This is a genomic window from Psychrobacter sp. PSP (assembly GCF_024085615.1).
GTDB classification, from domain to species: Bacteria; Pseudomonadota; Gammaproteobacteria; order Pseudomonadales; family Moraxellaceae; genus Psychrobacter; species Psychrobacter pacificensis.
On sequence record NZ_JABLTF010000021.1, the window covers coordinates 441255 to 465423 of the forward strand.

13 protein-coding genes are annotated in these 24169 nt (G+C 43.3%); 5 read left to right on the forward strand and 8 right to left on the reverse strand.

Annotated elements, in window-relative coordinates; translation table 11 throughout:
* Position 1: 1 nt before the first annotated feature.
* The 3 genes from HL061_RS13720 to HL061_RS13730 all read right to left on the reverse strand — a co-directional run bounded on the left by HL061_RS13720 (position 2) and on the right by HL061_RS13730 (position 3950).
* Positions 2–1201, reverse strand: coding sequence for an efflux RND transporter periplasmic adaptor subunit (locus HL061_RS13720; protein ID WP_071001327.1), 1200 nt, complete (start codon positions 1199–1201; stop codon positions 2–4).
* A 48-nt stretch (positions 1202–1249) separates the two neighbouring features.
* Positions 1250–2116 carry a YihY/virulence factor BrkB family protein gene (locus HL061_RS13725; RefSeq protein ID WP_071001329.1) on the reverse strand — a complete coding sequence of 289 codons (867 nt, stop codon included), beginning with the start codon at positions 2114–2116 and terminating at the stop codon, positions 1250–1252.
* A 166-nt stretch (positions 2117–2282) separates the two neighbouring features.
* A complete protein-coding gene (locus HL061_RS13730; protein WP_071001330.1) occupies positions 2283–3950 on the reverse strand; it encodes a TolC family protein in 1668 nt (555 codons plus the stop codon).
* A gap of 804 nt (positions 3951–4754) precedes the next feature.
* On the opposite strand from HL061_RS13730, the gene glpK reads away from it, so the two are divergent.
* The 4 genes from glpK (at position 4755) to HL061_RS13750 (ending at position 9375) form a co-directional block, all read left to right on the forward strand.
* Positions 4755–6365, forward strand: coding sequence for a glycerol kinase GlpK (glpK, locus tag HL061_RS13735; RefSeq protein ID WP_071001332.1), 1611 nt, complete (start codon positions 4755–4757; stop codon positions 6363–6365).
* A gap of 248 nt (positions 6366–6613) precedes the next feature.
* A complete protein-coding gene (locus tag HL061_RS13740; protein WP_071001334.1) occupies positions 6614–7126 on the forward strand; it encodes a hypothetical protein in 513 nt (170 codons plus the stop codon).
* A gap of 299 nt (positions 7127–7425) precedes the next feature.
* Positions 7426–8445 carry an endonuclease/exonuclease/phosphatase family protein gene (locus HL061_RS13745; protein WP_071001335.1) on the forward strand — a complete coding sequence of 340 codons (1020 nt, stop codon included), beginning with the start codon at positions 7426–7428 and terminating at the stop codon, positions 8443–8445.
* 237 nt (positions 8446–8682) lie between these two features.
* On the forward strand, positions 8683–9375 hold the full coding sequence (locus HL061_RS13750) for a TetR/AcrR family transcriptional regulator (RefSeq protein WP_071001337.1): 693 nt from the start codon (positions 8683–8685) through the stop codon (positions 9373–9375).
* A gap of 73 nt (positions 9376–9448) precedes the next feature.
* Here the strand turns inward: HL061_RS13750 and HL061_RS13755 are convergent, their stop codons facing one another.
* The 5 genes from HL061_RS13755 to HL061_RS13775 all read right to left on the reverse strand — a co-directional run bounded on the left by HL061_RS13755 (position 9449) and on the right by HL061_RS13775 (position 20750).
* Positions 9449–10234: a hypothetical protein gene (locus HL061_RS13755; protein ID WP_093070864.1), complete on the reverse strand. Its 786-nt coding sequence runs from the start codon at positions 10232–10234 to the stop codon at positions 9449–9451.
* A gap of 123 nt (positions 10235–10357) precedes the next feature.
* Positions 10358–15694, reverse strand: coding sequence for a hypothetical protein (locus HL061_RS13760; protein WP_252962992.1), 5337 nt, complete (start codon positions 15692–15694; stop codon positions 10358–10360).
* Between the two features lie 139 nt (positions 15695–15833).
* On the reverse strand, positions 15834–17939 hold the full coding sequence (locus HL061_RS13765) for a hypothetical protein (RefSeq protein ID WP_252962993.1): 2106 nt from the start codon (positions 17937–17939) through the stop codon (positions 15834–15836).
* A gap of 66 nt (positions 17940–18005) precedes the next feature.
* Entirely contained in the window at positions 18006–18470 is a 465-nt protein-coding gene (locus tag HL061_RS13770) for a hypothetical protein (RefSeq protein WP_252962994.1), read from the reverse strand.
* A 249-nt stretch (positions 18471–18719) separates the two neighbouring features.
* Positions 18720–20750 carry a hypothetical protein gene (locus tag HL061_RS13775; protein WP_252962995.1) on the reverse strand — a complete coding sequence of 677 codons (2031 nt, stop codon included), beginning with the start codon at positions 20748–20750 and terminating at the stop codon, positions 18720–18722.
* A gap of 601 nt (positions 20751–21351) precedes the next feature.
* Here HL061_RS13775 and aceE point away from each other — a divergent pair.
* Complete coding sequence (gene aceE / locus HL061_RS13780) at positions 21352–24165, forward strand: pyruvate dehydrogenase (acetyl-transferring), homodimeric type (RefSeq protein WP_252962996.1); 2814 nt, start codon at positions 21352–21354, stop codon at positions 24163–24165.
* Positions 24166–24169 lie beyond the last annotated feature (4 nt).

Consider the following 24169-nt stretch of genomic DNA (forward strand, 5'->3'; position numbering starts at 1 on the left):
CCTACTCTTGGTTCTGATTGATAGGATTAATATGCACAACCACACTCATTCCTGAGCGAATGCGAGTATCAGGCGTGGATGGTCGTGCTTTGACCTCAAAGGTACGCACATCAAAACCATCATCATTGTTGGTCGGTCGCCAAGTGGCAAAATCAGATAAGGTCGATGTCGCATAAACAGTAAACTGCTTGCTATAAGGCTTATCTGCTGATGATAATGCGGGAATAGTACCTGTAAATGTCTGACCGATAGCGAACTGGTTTAAATACGACTCAGTGACATTGAGCACTACCCATTGGTCATTGGTATCCACCAACGTCAGCAAAGGAACGCCTTGACCGATGACTTCTCCAGCACTAACGATGACATTGTCCACAACACCAGCGATAGGGCTCTTTAGATTGGCCTCTTCTTTTGCTGCCAGTGCTTCATCTAGCTGGGCATCAACTTGTGCGACTTGAGCGGTAGCCGCTGATTTGTCTTCACTGCGAGCACCTTCTAATGCCAAATCATATTGCAAACGTGCGGCTTCAGTTTGGTCTTGAGTGGCTAGGTATTGGGCATAAGCCTCATCGCGTTTTTGCCGTGCCATCAATCCTTCTTCATACAGACGATTGACACGCTGATAGGTGTTTTCTGCCAAATCAGACGCGGCTTTATTGGCTTGCCAAGCGGCTTTGGCTTGAGCGATCTCTTGCGGGCGTGCCCCGTTTTCTGCTTTGTCCAATTGACTTTGTGCGATTTGCTTACCAGCACGTGCTTGGTTGATCTTAGCGTTAATCTCAGGCGAATCCATCTCAATGAGTTGTTGACCCACCGTAACCGTATCACCTTCTGTCACCATAATGTTAGCAATGCGGCCTGCTACCTTTGCAGCGATAGAGGTTTGCTGCATTTGCATTTGCCCTTGGAGGGTAATGACTTCTGGTTCATTATGCTGATTGCTTTTATATAAACCGTATGCAATTGCGCCAAGAACACCTAATACAAACAGTACGAGCAATATCTTTTTCATACGAGCAGATTTATCAGCTTTTGCGTTGCCCCGACTATAAGCGGGTACAGATTGCTCTGGAACGTCAGACCCACTAGATACATTTTCTATTGGATCGACGGAGGCTTTTGTATCTTGAGAGGTCACTGACTCGTTTGAATCAACTGATTTATTTGAGTTGTCTGATTCGTTTGGAAATTCAGTCATGACGGTGTGATTCCTAAAGCAGCAAAGTTGAGAACAAAGGATTTATGATTAGTACACTCGAACAGCATAAGGTTTGGCATTGTCTATGGCTTCAGAATTAAAAATCGCACCAAAAGCGACGACAAAGGCTGAATAATATAGCCAAAGCATAATGACCACCGCCGCTGATAGCGCCCCAAATTCAGCACTATAGTTGTTGAAGTTTTGCACATAAATCGAAAACAGTACGGACAATATAATCCAAAGAATGGTCGCGAGCGTTGCTCCTGGAACCAGTTTTTTTAGTGCAACGGCATCGCGATTTGGCGCGAGACGATAAAGACTTAAAAAGCTTAAAAAGATAATACCCGCCAATACAGGCCATCTGGCCCACAGTGCAACCGTTTCAGCCACTTGAGGGAAGGGGAAGTAATTCGCTGCTACAGGGATAATAGCAATAGAAGACACCGCTATTATCAAGACGACTACTGCACCAAAGGTCAGGCTCACTGCTCGAACCGTGCCTTGTATAAAGCTGCGCTCTTGGGTGATATGAAAAGCGAGATTGACAAGGGCAATTAAAGATTTGATGCCTTTGGAACCAGCATAAAGGGCAAGTAAGGTCGATATGATCAGGCTAAATGTCAGCGTGGATTTGGTATTAGAGACCAACTCGCTCAGGCGCGAATTGAGGACTTCGTACACTGTATCAGGTATAAACGGACGCAAAATGGAGATATGCTCCTGCATCTCAACGGGTGAAAATACGAGACCATAAATCAGCACAAATACCGCCATTGCTGGAAAGATGGATAAAAAACCAAAAAATCCGACACTGGCGCAATGTGCCCAAACATTAGTGGTATTCGCAATAGGCCACGTTTGTAGCAAAGTTTGTAGCCAATTATTTATCGATTTGGACGTTGGTTTTTTCATAAAACAGTGATTCACTATAGTAATAGTATGGTTTATTGAGCGTTATTGTTTGATAGCGTCATGCTGATTTGGTATATATCTTCGCTCATTAGCCTTATAACACTTAAAAGTTGAAACGACGACATAGCGCTTATTCGTATACTTTATAAGCTTTCATATACAATCATCATTCAGTGTACAAAGTCGGCAGCTGGATATCAGCGGCATTAAGATAAGCGTTAAAAGCAAGCGGCGTACCGCAGCTTTGCATGAGTGCGGCCAATGACTGTACATAGTCGTTTGCTGCTTGCGCTTGCTCAGTACGTGCTTTGAGTGATTGTGTTTGCGCTTGTACCACATCGACTGTGGTGTTCACGCCTTCTTGTAGACCCAAACGACGCAGCCGCAAAACTTCTGCTGCCAAATCAACGTTACTTTGTAGCGCTTGATAGCGTGATTGAGCATTATTAACATCGTGCCAGTTTTTTTCTACCAGCAGTAGCAGGTTGTCGCTGACTTCAATCTCAGAAAGATCTGCCTGACGTATTTGAGCATTGCTTGATGCCAATGACGCGGTTTTATCCAGTCCGCCCCATAGCTTCCAACTGGCAGAGATACCAGCGACCCAGCTTGGGTCTTTTTCGAGCTGACCATAACCATATAGCAAGACTGTCGGCTTGTAGCCAGTATCTGATAATGCATGCAACTGCTGAGCCTGCGCGCGTTTGGCGGCGACCTTTTGTAATCCTGGATGATTATTCAGTGCCAAATCCTGAAAATAGCTAACATCCGGTAGGGGACGGCTAGAGACAAATAATGGCGTCGTCGGCTTAATACGATAATCAGTACGTAGCAATCGCTGTAGCGCAATCATAGCTAAGCGCGCATCGTTATTGGCATTGACGGATTCGCTTTTGGCATCGGCAAGCGCAGACTGTGCTTCTAGTCTATCGACGCGCGAAATAAAGCCTTCTTCAAACAAGCGTTCTGCCATATGATCCGTTTGCTGCAAGGTATCGTAAGCATCCTCACGTAAGTAAGCGGCAATGATCGCCAATTGGGCCTTAAAATACCGTTCAATTAACGTATTATAAAGCTCGTTTTTATCAAGGATGCTATCGGCGACTGCTTCTTGTGTGCGTGCATCTGAGGCGCCAGTCAATGCGTCCGTACGTCCAGCTGTATAAATAGGCCAGACCACACCAAGACCTGCGCCCGTCGTCGATCCTGAGCGCTTAATATTATAAGAGTCTGGAATTCGCTCACCGACCAACTCCCCAAAGTTTGGTAAATCTGGCAGGTCTGCAATCGGAGGAACCGCGTTATCGACGGTATTATTTACTCCGTTGACGATACCGTTTCTAAGAGACGATAGATCTATATCCTCATCAAGATGGTAAGCACTGGCAGAGACGCGCGCAAATACGAGGGGGTTGTCGATGGTTCTGAGGGCCTCAGTTTGGTATTCGCTGGCAGCGATGGCTGCTTGATTGGCCGCTATTTTGGGCGAGACTTGAACCAAAAGCTTTTGCGCTTGTTCTAGGCTTAAAAAGCTAGAGACTTCTAATGGATAGCTATTATCCACGGCTTTGTGTGTGATTGGATCGATAAGGGTGTTTAATGCACTGTGCTCAGCATGAGTCTCTGCTAATGTATGACTAGGTGCCATTGCTGTCTGAGCTGTCTGATTATTAATCTGACCATCGGCATCCACAATTTTTGTCACAGTCACCGGTGTCATGTCATCTGATGATTCTATATTATCTGAGCCCGTGCTCGCATAAGTCACTATAGGGCCGCTCATGAGTGCAACTGTCATCATAGCAGTCGGTAGCGCTGATAAAGTGAATTTCATAAGTCACATAAGCCATTAATTAGAATGTAAGGTATTATAAAATAACGGACAGCATTAATAGATTTTATCGCTCAGAATATAAAGCGGTCATACTATTATAAACGATTTGCTAGTAAGCGAATAAATGATGCTGAAATAAAGTATTTGTACTGAAATATCAGAATGCTTTTTAATAAAGTGCGTGCTAATACGAAAGCGCTAAAAATGTATCATTCAAAACAAGGCGTACACTGTATAGCCACAATGGTGACGGGTCAATGCTCAGTATTCTGCTACTCTCTATTGTGTCATCCCTAGCGGTATGATAGAGGTTTGAGCTGTTTTTTAAATATTCGTTTATAAGTAACATCATAGCGAATAAGACGTCTTAGAGTTAACCAATTTAAATTAACGTGCTGTTATTTTTATCATTAGGGCGTCTTGAACATTCGACCATGGCACTGACAGCGACTATTTTTTAGGCGATTCGATGTTAAGAATAATAAGTTTAGTCATTTTAAGCGCTTATTTTTAACGATGAAGCGGCAAAAAAGAGTCCTATCCCCTGCTTTTATCGTTGGGGCTGATGCTAAAATTGCCCCATACGGCGTTACAAATCTCGCTAAGGCATCTGCATTATCGTCGCTTTGTGCCTTGTCTGGAACCATTTTAGCGATCAGCAGTGCCTATTTGCGAATGTTCAACACGCCCTAAATAATTTGGCCAGTCATTTATAAAATATACAGTGATTGATTAACAGCAAATAATGAATAGCCACTGGTTTTTATCAAATAGAACCAACAATATCAGTAGAGGATATGCGTAATGGCAGGATATATTTTGGCGTTAGATCAAGGGACAACGTCGAGTCGAGCGATATTATACGATGATCATGCACGGCCTATTAAGATGGCACAACAGCCAACGACGCTGCAAACGCCAAAAGCGGGATTTGTTGAGCAAGACGCACAGCAAATCTGGCAAACTCAGATTAGCTGTGCGCATGATGTTATCAATCAGGCAGGGTTGCTTGCTACTGATGTCACCAGTATCGCGATTACCAATCAACGCGAGTCTATTGTCATGTGGGACAAGCAAACAGGGAAACCGCTCGCACCCGCTATCATTTGGCAAGACAGGCGCACGGCAAACTATTGCAAGACACTCGCTGCTGAAAGCGCTACCAATAGTATGGATGATAGCGTTCATCAGGGTGCTGATAGCGCCAATATGGCCGATGAGGTTCAGCGCATCACAGGTCTGCGCTTAGATCCGTACTTCAGTGCCAGTAAAATTGCTTGGCTGCTCGAAAATAATCCCAAACTCAGCGTACGTGCGAGTAAAGGTGAGATAGCAGTTGGCACCATCGATAGCTGGCTGATTTACAAGCTAACTGGCGGCGAGCATGTCATCGACGTGACCAATGCTTCTCGTACTTTGCTATTTGATATTCATAAATTGGCTTGGTCAGAGACGCTTTGCGATCGGTTTGCCATTCCTATGACTATATTGCCTAAGGTACTGCCATCTGACGGTGATTTTGGCAAAACCAAAAAAGGCCTATTTGCAAAGCAAATACCCATTCAAGCCGTGCTCGGCGATCAGCAGGCCGCGCTTTTTGGGCAAGGCTGTCTCGATGCTGGCATGGCCAAAAATACTTATGGCACAGGGTGCTTTATGCTGATGAACATTGGTCAGCAGCCAAAACTGAGCGAGCACAAGCTGCTAACCACCATCGCATGGCAGCGAAAAATATCGCCAACTCGTCCAGACAATTTATCATTTGATCAAATCTTACAGTCAGGTAAGCGAATGCTACAGCCACCCAAAAAAGAAGTTACCTATGCCTTGGAGGGTAGTGTTTTTATGGCAGGAGCTATCATCCAATGGCTACGTGACAATTTGGGTATGATTCAACAAAGTAGCGATGTTGAAGATTTAGCTCGCCAAGTAGACAGTAGCGAAGGTGTGGTGCTATTACCTGCTTTTACCGGATTGGGTGCGCCTTACTGGCGTTCTGATATCAGTGCTAGCATCACTGGTATGAGCCGCGGTACTACTAAAGCCCATATTGCCCGTGCTGCGTTGGAAGCAGTTGCCTACCAGACTTATGATGTACTCATCGCCATGCAAAAAGACAGCCCTCATCCCTTGACTGAGCTGAGAGTAGATGGCGGCGCGGCAAATAATGATTTGCTGATGCAGTTTCAGGCAGATTTGCTAGATGTTCCGGTGCTACGTCCAAGAGACACAGAGATTACGGCAAAGGGTGCAGCACTACTCGCTGGTTTAAAGACTGGGCTTTACGATGAGTCAACCATGAAAGCATCATGGCAAGTAGATCGTATTTTTGAGCCAAGTATGTCGATTGATGCTCGTGAGCAACACCTTGATAAATGGCAACGTGCCATCGCAAGGTCATTAATGCAGATATAGGGTTGATTTCTATAGTAAATTTATCAATGCTAATCTCTTATGATTACCCAAAGTATGAGCGCACCGTACATAGACGTCATAAAGATACAGGCTGTAACGCAATGTAATCGCAATACGGACACAGTTTACATAATCAGGCTATCTGTCTCTACCTATAAGTTTCTATACTTCAGTTGGATTTAGCAATATCGCTAATCTTTTAGCAAATAAATAATTCAACAAATAATAAATAATTTAGGGACAATACTATGAGTAACCATGACGCTATCGATCGCAGTGAAGTAAAAAACATGTCTAAAGAGACAAAAGAAGATTTGAATGCAGACATTATTACAGGTGAGCCAGGCTCACATCCAGTAGGTACAGGTATTGGCGGTGTAGGCGGTGCAGCAGCAGGTGCAGCCATCGGTACTATGGCAGGCCCATTAGGTACGCTCATTGGTGGTGCAATCGGTGCAGTTGTTGGTGGCGGCGCAGGTCATGCAGCAGCTGAAGCCATTGATCCAACCCATGAGGAAGCTTACTGGCGCGCAGAGTATGCCAATGCTGATTATTACAAAGAAGGTTACGAGTTTGATCGCGACCTACACCCAGCGTATGCGGTAGGCTATGCAAATCGCGCTCGCTATCCAGTAGATGCACGTTTTGAAGATCATGAAGCCGACTTAGAGCGTTCATGGAATGAAGTGAAAGGCGATTCTCGTTTGGCGTGGGATGAAGCGCGTCTAGCATCACGTGACGCATGGCATCGTGTATCGTAGTACGTGTTTTACAAGAAAGTCAGATGTTAAAAAGACTTATGAATATGACTACTGTTTACTCAATGACTTTAATAGATAGCTAACTTAGCAGACGAGCTGTCTCTTAAAAACGCTGACAATAGATTACTATTTCGTTGCTGAAAATAGATTGATTGTACGATTGGTTCTATTAATGACTTTGACCAGCAGTATGTATGTTATTTTAAAACTTCCAAAGTCAACCTTTGGGAGTTTTTTTTGGCATAAAATTTGCTATGAATCCATATGTATGAATATAATATAAGAAAAACAGGGGACTTATGACTAATAATGACGGTAGTAAACAGTTTTATATTGCCACAGCTAATTTATTGAACTTTGCTAACCCTAATCGCATTTATTATGAGAATGCCCCAGCTTATGATAATAAAGCCTATGAGCATAAGCGACGTGGTCTGACAGATCTGCTGGCTAAAGCACACGCTGATATCATTGCCGTACAAGAAGTATGGGATAGTAATGCACTAGAAGCACTAGCTGTCGCACTAGGATTCAAACCAGAGCAGGTGGTTATTCCGCTTGCAAGCAATGACACTGCAAGTCCATATACTCAAGGTAGAGGCGCACAGCATACACCAGCCGTTGGTATTATTAGTCGATTTGAGCAATTAGAGACGACCTTATTAGAAGAGATTGCACCAAAAGCTGTGATTGATATCCCCGATATCGGGCCTCATCAGCATTTTAATCGTCCACCTTTGATATTGCGTGTTGACGCATATGGTCAACCAATAACGATCATCACGGCGCATCTAAAAAGTAAACGTGCGTTTTTCTTACGTGACGAAAATGGTAACCTATTAGAAGACATGGATGATCCAAATATCCGTATTCGTGCCAAGCTTCGTAGTTTGTGCATGCGTGCTGCAGAGGCGGCATCTATTCGTATGTCGATCATGGAACGTTTGCATCACACGCGTGAGCCATTGATACTGCTTGGCGACATGAATGATGTGACTGGTAGCGTAACAACCCAGCTGATGACGGAGACTGGCGAGGTTAATTATGATAAAAGTATGCGTGATGTCGCACTTTTTGACGCCGCTCGTATTCAAGCTCGCTATGGTTGGATGAAAGATGTGGCTTACACCCATATTCATCAAGGTATGCCAGAAGTGATCGATCAATTATTTGTTTCAGAAGAGTTCTTACCTGATAGCAAGTTTTCGCTCGGTCAGGTTGAAAGAGTTGATTATTTCAATGACCATCTTAAGTGGGATTATTCAGATAGGGTGACTGATCATGGTATTATAAGAGCGAAAATTAAACTGAATGATTAACTTCATAAAATTAGATAGTTAACTCTAGTAGAGTGTTAATCGATACATTAACTTTTAACCCATTCATGTCCCTTGCTTGATAGTGTACAAGCGTTTATGATGCCTCCTCATTGAGGTTAGTAGCGATAACGTTGGCTCTACATTTGAGCCACTCGTTGATTCTCCAGTGATTTAGGACGAATGCTACTCAATGAAGATTGAATTTATGAAATAGGACGTAACATTAAGAGATTTACAATGAGTGATAACAAAGACGAAAAAATTGAAGATGTGTTAGTAGATTCGGAGTTGGCAAAAAAACTTGTACCAAACAAGTTTAAATTTACCAGCCAACAGGGCCGCGCACGTCGTCAAAAACTTTTGGCTGGTGCCAAAAAGTTGAGTGAAACACAAGCTATTAATGATATTACTCTAGCAGCTGTGTGTGAAGAAGCAGGAATACCAAGAGCTTCTGCTTATCATTTCTTCCCTAACATTGAAGCAATATTTTTAGCATTGCGCTTTTTGAATGCGATTGAAATATTAGAGATGGTAGAAACCGTTGATATCGGCAACTACGATAGATGGCAAGGATATCTAACCGCGCTGATTGATCAATGCGTGACGATCTTCCATAACGATGAGACCAAAGCCAAACTCATTTATGACACCAATACGCCTGATTTTGAAGGTGATGAATTTGGCGAAGATATGGACCATCAAATTGTTGACTTGGTCTATAAGCGTTTATCAGAGCGTTATGAGATGCCAAATTTTGAGGATATCCAAAACACGCTATTGATTGCTTATAGTATTGTTAATGCGATATTTACCTTGTCTTATCGTCGTCATCAGACCATTACGGATGACTATATTCAAGAAGCAAATACCGCATTTATCGCGTACTTACGCTGCTATCTACCAGAAAAACTACCACGTAAAAACCGCTAATTTTATCTATAGTAGACACAAAAAAGCCGACAACTCTGTCGGCTTTTTTACCTCTGTTATTTAGTAAGGCGCTTTAATTATTAGGCGTTAGATCTTGTCCGCGGCAGATATCATCACTGGCATCTAAAGGCGCATACTGCTTATAGTAGCTGACGATAGATTGCTCTAAAGCCACATTGGTCTGCGCATCATGGGCATTAATATAGGCTTCGCGTGCTTGCTCAAGCCAGCGGTCCGCCATACGAAAATGTATGCCTGACTCACGCCACCCTCGCTTACATTGATTGGTCGCCGCCCAAATTAATGCCACTTCACTAAATGCCATCTCACGTGGCGCTGACTCTATACCGCCACTGTCTTTTAGCGCACTCAGCGTCGCCCACAGATCAGGTCGCATTAGAGCAGAGGTAGTAGGGATATCTTGCTGTAGTTTGATGCTTTGCGCTGTATCGTTCTTTAGCGATTGTAAGATAGACTCTGCCGTTTCTGCCGCAACTATGCCCGCAGCTGAGCGGTTATTCATACTGTCTTGATGGATCGCATAAGTAAGCCATGCTTGTGCTTTGTAAGCGAGGTACTGCTGATGAGCGGTTTTGTCTTTTTGCTGATAGGGCTGTAGTTGCTCTACCATACAGTTGAGTACACGTTGCTGCGTGCTTTGATATTTATAAGAAGGGGCTTGAGCCTGAATATCATCACGACAGTCTACAGCACTATTCGCATCAACGATTTGAGCCGTGTCGTTAGCGATGCTATCTTGTGCTGAAGCAAGGGATACGACACTCAAAAGTAACAGTGCCGAGAGTGCAGTATGTACTGGTTGTTTATAAGCAGTGGTTTTGATGGCAGCTTTAAACATGATGCAAACCTTATCTGAAGGTAATGAGTGTGGGTATTTACCATTATTAGGGCTGACTCTGCGACTCCTGTCTAATCGCTTATTATATTGCCAGTAGACAGGAGTTAAGACGCTATCATTAGCTTACAAGGTAGTCGTATTAACTTGCGTAGAGTCACTGTTTAAACGCTTGTTCTTACGTGGGTCTTCACGCTTGAATAGATTTTCATCAAACTTAAAGCGCAATCTAAAGTAAGCCCCTTCTTGAGTACTGTCGTCATAGGCGATGTCTTCATCTTCAAAGCCCATAAAGTTATAGCCAAGTGACAACCAAAGGTTGGTCATTGGGCTATAGCCCACTTCAGCACCTAACATATAAGACAAATCATCTGCTTGCTTATTCCAATAAGTACCCGCTTGCAAACCAACATCCCAACGTTCGCTAATATCGTACAGACCGCGACCATAAACGGCATGAGCAGTATTGTCACTGGTAATGTTGTCTGCTTCATATTCTGTATACTTACCCGCATAGCGACCAGACAAGGTTAGGGCACGCGTTGGATGGTAGTTACCATTCCATGACCAAACAGTGGTGTCTTTTTGATAAGTATCATCACCCGTGTTATTGTCATCCAAACGATACTCAAGCTTTGCAAGCATGTCTAGTTGATTGCTGTCGTAATCACGATAAGCGGCACCAAGTTGGAAACGATTAATCGTGCGATCACCATCATTATAGTCGATGCGCGAATAGGTATCTTTGGCCAATAAGGTAATCTCATCGGTATAACGATAGGCAATACCTGCGTTACCAAGTAAGGTGTCGCTTGTCTCGCCCCAACGTTTCTCAACACGTCCTGATGCTTTGTAGTTTTCTTTGGCAAGATACTCAACGCCAAAACCTGCCGCCGTGGCGGTGTTGTTCTCTTCGCCTTCTAATGACTCAACGCGCTCAAGCAACGTATTTAGAGTCAGGCCTTCTTGTACATACCACTTGTTTTTCAGACCGATAGCGGCTTCCGCTTCACGCGCACTGATCGCGTCACGCATGCGGTATTCGCTATACACTTTACCGTCTTTCATATAATTGACGTCAAAGCCCACAACGGTACGTTGACGCTCATCAGTATCATCAAGACCATAGCTACCAGACAAGCTATTGATCAAATCATGACGTGCATACAGACGACCCAAGCCACCGATTGGCGTCTCACCACCGATGGACGTCGCGTTACGTGAGCTATTTTCGATATCTTGCTCATACTCTGCAAACACCAAGCTATTATTTAGCTTGGGTAGGCGAGAAGTGATACGGGCACGAACCGTTGTGCCTTCGATGTCTTTGTCAGCATCACTAACGCTATTTAATGCTGACTGGTTGATAATGTCATCGTTAAATAACGTATCGTCAGTAACGTCTACGACATCTGTTGCCGCTTGCGTATTGCGTGAGGCTGCCGTGGCATCTTGTTTGTAGTAACGCACACCGATTTCACCAACGACATTTTCACTCAAACGTTGCTCGATACTGGCTTGTACGCCTTCACGACTCGCGTCAGTAGTATGATCCTTGGTACGCACACCTTCTAACTTCAACGCTGTTTTTTTGTCGTTGAATGTATGGATGACTTCTACGCCAGACTCCGTACGTCCAGCAGTCAGTGGTGATGCACCAGTGACAAATCCTTCATCTGCATCATTGTAATAAGCCTTGGCACGCGTGTCTTTCTTATTATCAAAGTCAAGCTCGACACGTAAGGCATTGCCCTCAACATTATTATCGTCTAATTCTGTGGTGTTGATCTGATTGCTTGGCTGAAAATTAGGGTTCTCAGCTTTGTTCATCGCGTATTCAGCGATCAGCTTTAGCTTGTCGTTGAACTTGATAACGCTATTGACACTAGCCAGCTCTTCTTTGTTCAATGGGTCGTCGCTATTGATATAGCTACCACCGATAGCGACTTTATTAGTCAGTTGCTGTTTGGCAGCGATACCACCAACCAAATAGTCCTCACCACCTTCGTCCACTTCTACTGTGACACGAATGTAGATAGGATTGCCTTCGAGATCTTGACTCGCAATCGGTGATTTTAGATATAAACTGCGGCTAATCGGGTCTATCTCATAATCAGCAAAACGAGTTAGCGTCTCACGACTGATAATAAGACCAGGATTATTGGCATCACGAGTGATAACTTCGACGATTTCAGAGTTTTCTAGTACCGCGTCAAAGTTCTCCGCCAATGGGTAGGGACCTGAAATACCTAAGCCGCGAGTCTCATTAACGCGCTGGCTGGTACTGGTCTCTGCCAAAAACGCAGTCACGCGAGTATTATTATCTTCAAATTGCGCTTTTAGACCAGTCAATGTACGGTTGTACTGACCAAGCTCAATGCCTTCATCGTTGTCGATTTGGGTTTTTAGGTCGCCGTACATAGCAAACGAGCGGCCTTTGTCTAGACGCACATAGAGCTTACTGGTTGATTGGGCATCAAAGCCCTTAGCCGATGAGTCACCATAGACAGGATAATACTCGCCAGGCTCAATATCACGGAATAATCGCTCGCCTTTTTTGTCACTGTCATAAGCCAACGTCAGCAAGTAATCTCCGCGCACTTTGCCTTTCAAGAACATTGCCGCACGACCAGTGGCTGAATAATCATCATTGCCTGAGATTTCATGCAGCTCTTGCTCGAACGCGCCTTGTGCGTCTGTGATATTGCTGCCATCAAAGTCTTTGAGAGAGATAGCACCTTCGACGATACCCACAGCAATGAGTGGACGCAGCTTGGCAGTGAACTGTAGTGGAATGACTTGCTTGCTACTACCCGTATCGATGACCAGCTCACCTTTGCCTGGTGCGCTTGGCGCGATGACTGGTATTAATAGCTCACCCCCTGATACAGTAACTTGGGTACCGGCTTGATCTTGGCTGCTGTCTTTCAGATTGATACGACCGATATTAGTATCAAGTGTAAGAGAAGTAGTACCGATATAGGGGCGATTGTCGCGATCTTTTAGACTAATAACAACCTGATATTCGCTGATACCATCTGCTGGGACTAGTTGTGCTTGCGTACGATAATCAATCGCTTGCAGACTATCAGGTGTCAATACGGTGATGGTCTGCTCGGAAATAGTTTTGCCATTGATGTCAGTTGCCACACCACGTAGAGTATTGCGTCCGCGTTTTAGGTCAACCGCATAATAGTCAAAAGCCATTACATTTTGCTTTTCTTGCTCAGCAGTTTTACCGATTTGCTTCTCTGATATCGCTTTGCCATTGGCGTATAGAGTAAATATTGAACCAAGTGGTGCTTGTACCTGCACCATCTGCTTGTAAGTACTGAGCTGTTGACCTTCATTTAGGTTAATGAAGGTGACATTATTGTTAGCCACTTCTTTTAGATATTCTTCGAGCTCTTTTTCTACTGGAGGTGCAACCGTTGTCACGGCCATGTCTACACGATTGGTCGCATCCCCAATCATATCGTTGACAATAGCAGAATCACAGTTGTTACCAAGGTCTAGGTCGCCATTGATATTGCAGCCACTTGCATCGACATTATCAGTCGTGTCGGCATCGTAGTTTGGCTCTAATGTTAGCGCTGTTTTTACCGCTTGCTCTAGCGTATCATTCTTAGCACTCACTGATTTGCTACGAGCGATTAGCTCGGCGTTCAGACGCTCAGTACTATCGCCCATGCCGCCCACAATCGCAAAATCTGCACGATGTAGCTCGCCATATTTTAGGTCAACGAAACGGCTGCCAGCATCACCCGCATTACGGTTGCTTTGGGTGAGCAGCTCTGTTTCTCTAGGGATCGTAGTGCTATCTACTTTTAGTACGTGTGTTTTGGCACTGACCCCATAAAAGTTGTACTTACCTTCAGGATCAGTAACGATGAAGTTGCCGTTCTCCATATAAATACGGACACCAGCAACCCCAAGCTCGCCGTCTTCTTTTTGCTGGATACCATCGCGGTTGATATCGTGATAGACCTTACCAATGATGATACCGTCAGTATTCATGACGCCGCGTTCTACGTCGATTTTCCACTGTGCTTCTCTTGATACTAAGCTTTGGCCTTGCTCATTGTTAGCAACTGCGATTGCGCGGTTGATACCATCACCACCTAGTGATGAAGCACCGACAAGCACACGATAAGTAATTTTTTTACTTTCGCCATTTGCCATGTTTCCTAAGTTCAATACCTGATATTTACCATCAGCTTTAAACTCGGTGGTCTGTGCTTGATTGATATCAATATCAGTCGTTGGACTAACACGTACACTATTCTCAACGTAGTCAAAACCACGTGGTAAGGCATCTTTTAGCTGTACATCGTAAGCAGTAGCGTTACCATTGTTCGTGATATTGATGGTGTAGCTGACATAATCGCCGAGTTCAGCACTTTTTACGTCACTTTCCTTTGTGACAACTAAAGCTGGGTTGTCATCGACGATATTAATTTGTGAGCTCAGGTCACTGATACGCACGGTGAAGTCAGACGCGTTCGGCAGTTCATCAGCACCAGTACCAACCGAAGGGGCGATACAAGCATCTAAACTGACAGTCAATGTGTCGTTGTTCAACGTTTGGATAAGCTTATCGTCAATAGCGTTAGCGTTATTTTGAGTGGCTGCTGATAGCTGATATTTACCTGTGTTATTACCGGTTTCTATAGCTTTAAGTGAATAGCTATCTCCAGTTTTTGGTGATTTGATGGTTACCCATACTTGATCAGGCTTGTCAGTTTGTACATTACATTGCGCATAGCTGGCACTGACATAAACGTCATCATTAATTTGTGAAATCGTTTTGCTTTCATCAAATTTAGGGGTGGTGAATTTGATACCAGATTCGATAATGACTAAACTATCGGTCGCACTCACGCTAGTCACTGACGGGTCTTCTAAGACAACTGCACCAATCTTAATGTCAGCCGTATCTCCATCCTTACCATTAGCATCTGATAGAGCTTGCACAATAAACTGAATGTTTTCACTCTGACCAAGCTTGATTTGGGCACTCATGTTATCAAGAATCAGTTGTGTATCACCACTATCGACAATGCCGTTTTTATTCAAGTCTTGATAAACTTTCAAATTAGATAGAGTTGGCGATACATCAAGCGTCAGCTCAACAGTCTGATCACTATAGCTAGTATTACTAAGAACATTAACCCAATTCACCAGTGTGTTGGGTGCAACAGTACGCACAGGTTGCTGAGTTAAGTTAATACCATATTCAGATAAGGCAGAGGCTTTGATTTGAACTTGGTTTGAAATGCTATTTTGTTTGATAGAATTGACGTCATAAGAAGCATTAGCGATATTGTTGATAGTTTGTACGAGAGTGGTGGGCGCAGCAAACGCCATATTTGATTGCATAAGCAACATTGCAGCCGTCAGCGCAGAGATCTTCGCTGTATGCAACGTAATACGATTAGACGGTGTCATTAAAGATTTAGTCATATGTCGCTTATCCAATAAAACATAAAAGGGTCGGATAGTAATTCTCCAGCTTGGCTCATCAAAATCAATTAGGTCAAGCTGGAGCGTTAGTCTATAAGCGTCTTGTGAAGCTTATAGACTTTAAAATGTTAAATATCAATTAACGAGCGTTTTTAATTTTGATTTTAAAAGTCAAGGTGCCAACGCCCTGAGGAACTAGGGTATAGTTAGTACCAAGAACTGCAGTACTGGTAGTACTAGCTATGCCTGCAGTAGATGAGGCAGTCGCAGAAGTAGCAGGTGAACCAGCTACTAAATCCGCACCAGCTGAAAAGTTAGACAACAAATCCGAAATGGTTAAATCGTTAAGATTAAAACCTAACGCTGCTGAAGAAGTATTAGTCGCCTGAATACGATAGATAACACACTGATCAGGTTTCGCATCGATCGCAGTCTGAATAAAGGTACTTGCAGCAACCGTACTTGAACAAGTCGCATCTAATGCTTGAGACTTCACTAAAGTTAAGCCTCTAACGTTAGTCGTATCAGTCACTGTAGTAGCAGCAGGTGCATTAATACCAGCAGGTGTTAGTGTTACAACAGAAGTTTCAGTGCTACCAACAGCTGCAGCATCAGCAACAGTTGCAGGAGCAGCTACATTGCCCGACGACACTTTGTAGTTGATTGCTAATGTGCCACCAGGTGCAATACCATTTGGAAATTGAGCGGTTGGTAGTGTAGTGCCATTAAGAGTATATGTATTACCACCAGCAACGGTAGGTTGCAGCGTTATAGTAACCGGAGCGCCATTACCAGGCGGCGTATAAGTAGCACTAACAGGACCAGTAACAGGTCTGACAGCCCCATTATTGCCACCATCAGCAATAGTGAAAGTCAATGGGTTAGCATTGGTACCTTCACCATCTTGACCGCTGTTAGTAATGAGAGTTGAATGAGTCGCTTGACTAGCAGTACCTGAGGCAGGGGGAATTTCTCTAGTCGTTGGATTGCTCAACACAACCGCTCGTCTGGTAAAGTTAGTCACACCAGGAGTATCTGTACCAGCGCCGTTACCTTCACCCGCATCATCAGGTACTCTAGTAACACCTATAGTGCTATCTGTACTATCCAAAATATCATAGTCAGTACCAAGTACAGGATTAGCAGGTAGCGGGCTAACCGGACCGACAAACTTATCGTAGACTTCTGCGTTGTTAGTTACTGAACTATTAGCAGATGTAAACTGATCTCTATCGACGTTAACCGTGAAAGTAATCGTGCGACTTGCGCCAACAGCTAAGTTCGCTACGGCAACATTAATAGCTTGTCGAGTACCAACAGTAGAAATTGTAGCGGTACCAGAACCACCAGTTACGGTCACGTCTGATGCTGTGCCATTAGGTAAACTCAAACCTACAGGAAGGACATCTCTGATAACAATATCAGTCGCATCAGCACTATAGTCAGTAGTCGCGTTAGTGACTACGATACTATAAGCAATCTGTGGGTTGGCGACTGTCAAATCGACAGTACTGGTCGCTGTTTTTACAATTTTAAAGGTAGGCAATCTCACGATAGTTTGGTTTTCGTTTACCAATGTCGCACCAGGTGCATTATTAGCAGTAAAGAAAGTACTGGTCGCTGTTAATGTGCCTACACCTTTGTCATTACCGTTACGATTGTCTGGCGTAGCTGCTTCGTAGCTTAAGTTAGCTCTAGTACCTGGCTGTAGTCTAATAGTACCGCCATTAGTTAGGGTACCTGTCTGTGCTTGAGTTCCTAAAGCGGTGACTTGAGCAGAAGTTAGAGCAGTACCATCTGCTTGTACAATAGTAAACGTAACAGGCGCAGTACCTAAAGGGTAGTCTGGAGTAGCCGTTACTAGTGATGAGTCATTACCTGTGGTGTTAATGGTATAAGTATCCGTCACGTTACCCGTGTTGGTTAAATTATGAGTAAAGGTAGTTGTACCACCTGGCGTAGCAGTCTGATTGATAGCAGTATCGTCACCAATACTACCATCATCAACAGTCGATGTGAGTGCAAAGTTAGCCGTTTCGCTAACGTTAACGGTTACTGTGTTAGAGGTTACAGATGGCTGACTGACGCCAGCAATACTGTAGCTTGCAGTTGCTACGTTATTAATTGGCGCAGCGCCTGCTGTTACAGCGGCAGCTGGGGTCGCTGCATTAGCGCCAGTAGACACACCCATTACTGCGGCGACACCGACAGCAAGTAAGCTGTAGTTAAAAGTATTTGATTTCATATAATGCTCCAGAGTTAAAATTAAAAATTGAAACGTTAAAAGAGTGAAAGTTTAATGTCTATTGAACTAATTAACGGTGGTATTGAGAGCAACGGCAGCTGACTTTTTCGCTGGCAATAACTTAATATTCCAACGCAAAGTACGGTACTCAGAATATGGAATCTTGACCATTTTGCCATCGACTTTACGCATAAGTGGTATATCAGCGTAATTCTCACCATCAATACTGGCTTGTGCACTTGCAGGCATCGCATCGCCAGTAAATGTCATATTGGCAGGAATAGGTAGCGTCACCATTAAATCGTTAATATCTTTATTGATGGTATTGGTATAATTCGCTTTATACTGAATCACAGTACCTGCCGGTGCGGTGCGTACCGGCGTATAGACTGTTTTACCTTCCGCATTCTTTATGACTTGATTGGCTGTTAGTTCCATTTTTAGAGCATCATCAGCATGTGCTACATTTAGTAAAGAGCTAGAAGCTATAGTAGCTAATAGAATATTGCGTAGAATCTTGAAACGTTTCATATAAAATCCTTTCTTATACCGTTACTATCATTGGGATATTGATGCTTTGGGCTGCCGTGAAACTGTCTATCATTTGTTATCAGGGTCGTCTGTAAAAAACATACATTCCCTTTTAAGCTATTGTAACGTAATCGATACAAGTATCAATTATAAAGATGATAAATGGTATTTCAAGATGACCAAACGGTAAAAGCCCTGTCTAAGAAGACAGGGCTTGATTGAGTACTCAGTAATTCGATACACAGGTGTTTAGTTACTAATGGTAGTACCATATTTAGTATTAAAACGAATGGCCTGACGGCGAGTGGCTGTAGTAGCACCTAAGGAAAAAGTATTGGTGATCACTGTACCGTTGTTGCCAATAGATACTGAGTTTGTTGCAAATGATGGAGTGCCACTATTTTCACCAATAGGTATTGGATTAACTAAGGTAGAAGTAATTAGCGAATTATTAGAGTCGTTTTTACTCTGTAGCTTATCCTTGATAACAATATCTGTCAGAGAAACATTACCTCGATTGATAGCTTCAATTCTATAAGCGATACATTGTCCTGGCACAATGCCAGATATTGGTTTTATACTATACGCGCTGCTAGCACTACCTTCATAATTAACACCAATTGTGGCAAGGTTATTTAGACTACAGTCATGAATATACTGACTTTTGATCAATACCAATGCAGCATTTTCTTGAATAACATCACCGAAATCATTGCTAGGATAGTTGTACTGACTATTAATGATGTTTATTTGTCGCACATCGCTTGTCGTGTCTACAGAATATGTATAATTACTAGGTTCATTCTGAGTGACACAGAGTCTTGTGTAACTACCTACTTGTGCTGGCGTCAAGCTAAAACTATAGGTTCCATCATTACCGATGTTTACCGTCTGAGGTGAGAACGTACCACTATCACCGGCACATTTATTCAAAGTAATGGTGTGACCAGTGGTAAAGGGGATCCCAGATTCAGTTGGTGAGTCGTATTTGCCATTGAAATAAAGGCTATTATTTAAGTACTTGCTAGATATATCATCCTTAGATGGATTTAAAACATTACCGTTATCGTTAAATACGGTGCCTGAGAATACGTAGTTAGATCTATCATTTGTGATTGTACATGTCCAACTATCTCCGTATGTAAGCTTTAGATTCTTTGGGTCTAAAGTCGTAACGGTTGTACCATCCGATCTTCTACATGCATATAACGCAGTATAGTCTGCTAAATTTGTCGTTCCTGAGACCGCCTCTGTCAATGTATAAGTCTTGGTAGGATTAACCTTGAAAGTTCCTGTAGTACCTGTGCCCGTAGTAACTGTATTACCTGAACCCGTTGTAGTAACTGAGTTAATACCACTGGTAACGACGGAGTTATCTGCATTGTCCTTGATTTGAACAGTGAATTGATCGGTATTTGTTTTACGAGAAGAAGAGAGCACTTTAGTATATGTTAGGCGTGGCTGTGGCAAGTAGCAGTAACCATCAAATACAATGTTGATTAGCTGATCACCAGGGTTACCGAAATTGCTAAAGTCATAATAGTTTAAATCAGGATTATTACCATAAGTTACATCTACTCTAACTACAGGTTGATTAAAAGCAACGGATACTTTACACCTTTCGTCCACAGAGTCTGTACTACACAAAACGCTACTGGTAGTGGTAGTTTGACGATAGGGTGCCGTAGTCGTTATTCCGGTGCCTCTATATATTAAAGTTGGCGTCACACTAGTACCTGCACTGGTAAAACCAGTGATAGTTACTTGATCAGAAAACTCGAAATACCTAGTTCCTGAACTTGTTGAACCTACATAGTTCACATCTATATCATAAATACTTAAACTGACATTAGTAAGGGCTTGAGACTCGTTGGTAAAACTGTTTTTAAAAGTATATGAGGCCGTACGAGATGACGCCTTGTTAGTAAAATCCTGGAAAAATTCAAATGATTGAAGGTTGCCCGCTAGCGTTTTAGGTCTATAAAAATTTGAGCCGCCTGCATCTAAACTGCCAGTAGTAATCAAACTGTTAGAAGCAACAGTGTAACTTTCACTTTTAAGACCATTTAAAAGTTGGTTTACACCAAGAATAGGGGGTGATGCTGTCGATCCTAAGTTGCTGTAATCAGTGCTTGAAAACTCATCAGAAATGTAACCAGCTGGACATGTTGTTATTGCTGCAAAAGCCAAATAATTAGGTATCAGTATTAATAAAGATGGTATAGCTATCCAACGCGTTACTCTTGACTTAAAAGCTGACAGTTCAATAGACGACTTCATAATAGCTCCGAGAGTAAGAATGGAATTTGGATGTAGCTTTGTGATAAGCATAACGTCTAAGTGACAATTAATATACAAAAATGAGATGAAAGTCTATTTATAGGGTATGAATAGCATAAAAGTTTAATCAAATAATATCTATTTAGTAATTATTTAGTAATTCAAACTGTTACTACAGAGACGATATTAATTTTTATACATTCAGCAAGGTTGAATAGATATAGTTTAGCAAATGATTGATAGTCATTTTTAAAAAAACTAATCATTATTTATTTAAAAAATACTTGTTATTTATCCATTTCTCTACAGCCATAAACAATTGCCTCGCAAACGCTTATAATAGAGTATCAAAATCATTCATGACTGAATATACAGGGACAACAGTATGATCTGTTTTGTAGTTTCGTCCATTTGATGCATATGTCAATTCTCAGTGGCACTATTTTGTATAATCTAGCTGTATCTCACCGTATGAAACAAGGGAATGCTTGGACATATCAAGGAAGTCATAAGTAAACCGATATCTCACTTCACACCAGTATTTAACAAAGCCTTACCGTCTAGATAGGTAGGTATGACTGATATAAAAGGATCGACAACAATGAATTATTACAAGGATGCTGACAGCACCGAAACCCAAGAATGGCTTGAAGCCTTTGAGTCTGTGATCAAACATGCAGACAAAGATCGCGCGCAGTTTTTACTAAAAGCCTTATACAATATGGCGGTGCAAGAAGGCCTGCCATTCAACCGCCTTGATACTGCTTATATCAATACCATCGCAGTCGAGGACGAGCCGATGTATCCTGGCGACTTGACCATTGAGCGTAAGATCCGTGCGCTGATTCGTTATAACGCTTTGGCGATGGTGATGCGTGCCAACAAAAACGATGACGATTTAGGTGGTCATTTGGCGACATTTGCCTCTAGTGCCACGCTGTATGAGACAGGCTTTAACCATTTTTTTCGAGCCGCAAGTGATCATTTCGGTGGTGATATGATTTATTATCAAGGTCACTCCGCGCCAGGTATCTATGCACGTTCTTATTTAGAAGGTCGTCTAACCGAAGATCAGCTTGATAACTTCCGCCGTGAAGTGGGTGGTAAAGGCTTATCAAGCTATCCTCATCCATATTTGATGCCTGACTATTGGCAGTTCCCAACGGTATCAATGGGCTTAGGTCCGATCATGTCGATCTATCATGCTCACGTGCATCGTTACATGGAAAACCGTGGCTTGCTCGAAAAAGAAGGCCGTAAAATTTGGGCATTCTTAGGTGATGGTGAGACGGATGAGCCAGAAAGCTTGGGCGCAATCTCTCTTGCTGGTCGTGAGAAGCTGGACAATCTAATTTGGGTTGTTAACTGTAATCTACAGCGTCTTGATGGCCCAGTCCGTGGTAATGGTAAAATTATTCAAGAGCTAGAGTCGGTATTCCGCGGTGCTGGCTGGCGTGTGATTAAAGTCATTTGGGGTGGTAAATGGGATAGCCTGCTTGCCAATGATGATACTGGCGTGCTCAAACATCGTATGGAAGAAGTGGTCGATGGTGAATACCAGCTATATGAAGCGCGTACGCCTGAATTTACTCGCAAAGAATTCTTTGGTAAATATCCTGAATTAAAAGAAATGGCAGATGCATTGACTGATAAAGACATTGCACGCCTAAACCGTGGTGGACATGATCCACAAAAAGTGTACGCTGCGTTTAGCGAAGCGATGAAAACCAAAGGTCAGCCAACGGTCGTACTGGTCAAAACTGTCAAAGGCTATGGTTTGTCAAGCACAACACAAGCGGTCAATAAATCGCATCAAATCAAGAAACTTGATCAAGAGGCGCTTGTTTATTTCCGTGATCGCTTTGATTTGCCATTTACCGATGAGCAATTAGAGACCCTACCATTCTACCGTCCTGAAGAAGGTTCGGCAGAGATGAAGTATCTAAAAGGTCGCCGTGAAGCATTGGGTGGTCATCTGCCAAACCGCCGTAGTGGCCATATTCCGCTGAACATCCCTGAGCTATCGATATTTGATCGCGTATTAAAGGGTAGTAACGGTAAAGAACAATCAACGACGATGGTATTTGTACGTCTGTTATCAGCCATGCTGAAAAACAAAGACATCCAAGATCGCGTGGTACCAATCGTACCAGACGAAGCGCGTACCTTTGGTTTAGAAGGTATGTTCCGTCAATTGGGTATTTACTCTGCGGTCGGACAAAAATATACGCCAGAAGATAGCGAAGCATTGATGGGCTATAAAGAAGCCATCGATGGCCATATGTTAGAAGAAGGTATCAACGAAGCGGGTGCGATGAGTACATGGATTGCTTTGGCAACCAGTTACTCTGTGAACGCGCTACCAATGATTCCGATGTACATCTATTACTCGATGTTTGGCTTCCAGCGCATAGGTGACTTGGCGTGGGCAGCAGGTGACTGTCAGGCACAAGGCTTCTTATTAGGGGCTACTGCGGGTCGTACGACTTTGAATGGTGAGGGCTTACAGCATCAAGATGGCCATTCGCAGATTTTGTTTAACACCGTACCGAACTGCGTGAGCTATGACCCTTGCTATGGTTATGAGTTGGCGGTCATCGTACATGATGGCCTACGCCGGATGTACGGAGAAGGCGAGCGCGTTTATTATTACCTAACGCTAATGAACGAAAACTACGACCAGCCTGCCATGCCAGAAGGAAGCGAGGAAGGTATCAAGCGCGGTATGTATTTACTTGAAGACAACGGCTCAACTCAGGTACAGCTATTGGGTTCAGGCGTGATTCTACGTGAAGTACAAAAAGCGGCTCAGATCCTAAAAGATGAGTTCAATATCACATCAAACGTTTGGAGTGTCACCAGCTTCAACGAGTTGACTCGTGATGGTATGGTTTGTGACGACTACAACCGTCTACATCCAATGGATGAAGAAAAAGTGCCATGGGTTACTGAGCAATTAGCACCGCACGAAGGCATCGTAGTTGCAGCCACTGACTACATGCGTAACTACTCAGAGCAAATTCGTGCTTGGTTACCAGACAACCGTCCTTATACCACGCTTGGCACAGATGGTTATGGCCGCTCTGATACACGCGAGAACCTACGCAGCTTCTTTAACGTTGATGCGGCTCACATCGTTGTCGCCACGCTTAAGCGCTTGGCGGATGAGGGTGAAGTCGAAATGCGCTTAGTCAAAGATGCGATTTCAAGCTTAGGCATCGATGCGGATCAGCCACCTGCATGGCACCAACAGTCTTATTATGATCATTCTCCAGATGCACCTGCACCAGGCAAAGTCAACCCAAGTCCTGTGCCTGAGTTCGTTGCTGAAGACGATGAAGATATCAGCAATGAAGGCCGCGCCGAAGATCAAGCAGATGCGCCCTTGCTCAATGACGGTGATGTCAAAGAATAATAAT

Bases quoted from the DNA above. Each gene is read 5' to 3' on its own strand.
- HL061_RS13770 (WP_252962994.1), bottom strand. From the start codon at position 18,470: ATGAAACGTTTCAAGATTCTACGCAATATTCTATTAGCTACTATAGCT.
- HL061_RS13730 (WP_071001330.1), bottom strand. From the start codon at position 3,950: ATGAAATTCACTTTATCAGCGCTACCGACTGCTATGATGACAGTTGCA.
- HL061_RS13760 (WP_252962992.1), bottom strand. From the start codon at position 15,694: ATGACTAAATCTTTAATGACACCGTCTAATCGTATTACGTTGCATACA.
- HL061_RS13755 (WP_093070864.1), bottom strand. From the start codon at position 10,234: ATGTTTAAAGCTGCCATCAAAACCACTGCTTATAAACAACCAGTACAT.
- HL061_RS13745 (WP_071001335.1), top strand. From the start codon at position 7,426: ATGACTAATAATGACGGTAGTAAACAGTTTTATATTGCCACAGCTAAT.
- aceE (WP_252962996.1), top strand. From the start codon at position 21,352: ATGAATTATTACAAGGATGCTGACAGCACCGAAACCCAAGAATGGCTT.
- HL061_RS13750 (WP_071001337.1), top strand. From the start codon at position 8,683: ATGAGTGATAACAAAGACGAAAAAATTGAAGATGTGTTAGTAGATTCG.
- glpK (WP_071001332.1), top strand. From the start codon at position 4,755: ATGGCAGGATATATTTTGGCGTTAGATCAAGGGACAACGTCGAGTCGA.
- HL061_RS13725 (WP_071001329.1), bottom strand. From the start codon at position 2,116: ATGAAAAAACCAACGTCCAAATCGATAAATAATTGGCTACAAACTTTG.
- HL061_RS13775 (WP_252962995.1), bottom strand. From the start codon at position 20,750: ATGAAGTCGTCTATTGAACTGTCAGCTTTTAAGTCAAGAGTAACGCGT.
- HL061_RS13765 (WP_252962993.1), bottom strand. From the start codon at position 17,939: ATGAAATCAAATACTTTTAACTACAGCTTACTTGCTGTCGGTGTCGCC.
- HL061_RS13720 (WP_071001327.1), bottom strand. From the start codon at position 1,201: ATGACTGAATTTCCAAACGAATCAGACAACTCAAATAAATCAGTTGAT.
- HL061_RS13740 (WP_071001334.1), top strand. From the start codon at position 6,614: ATGAGTAACCATGACGCTATCGATCGCAGTGAAGTAAAAAACATGTCT.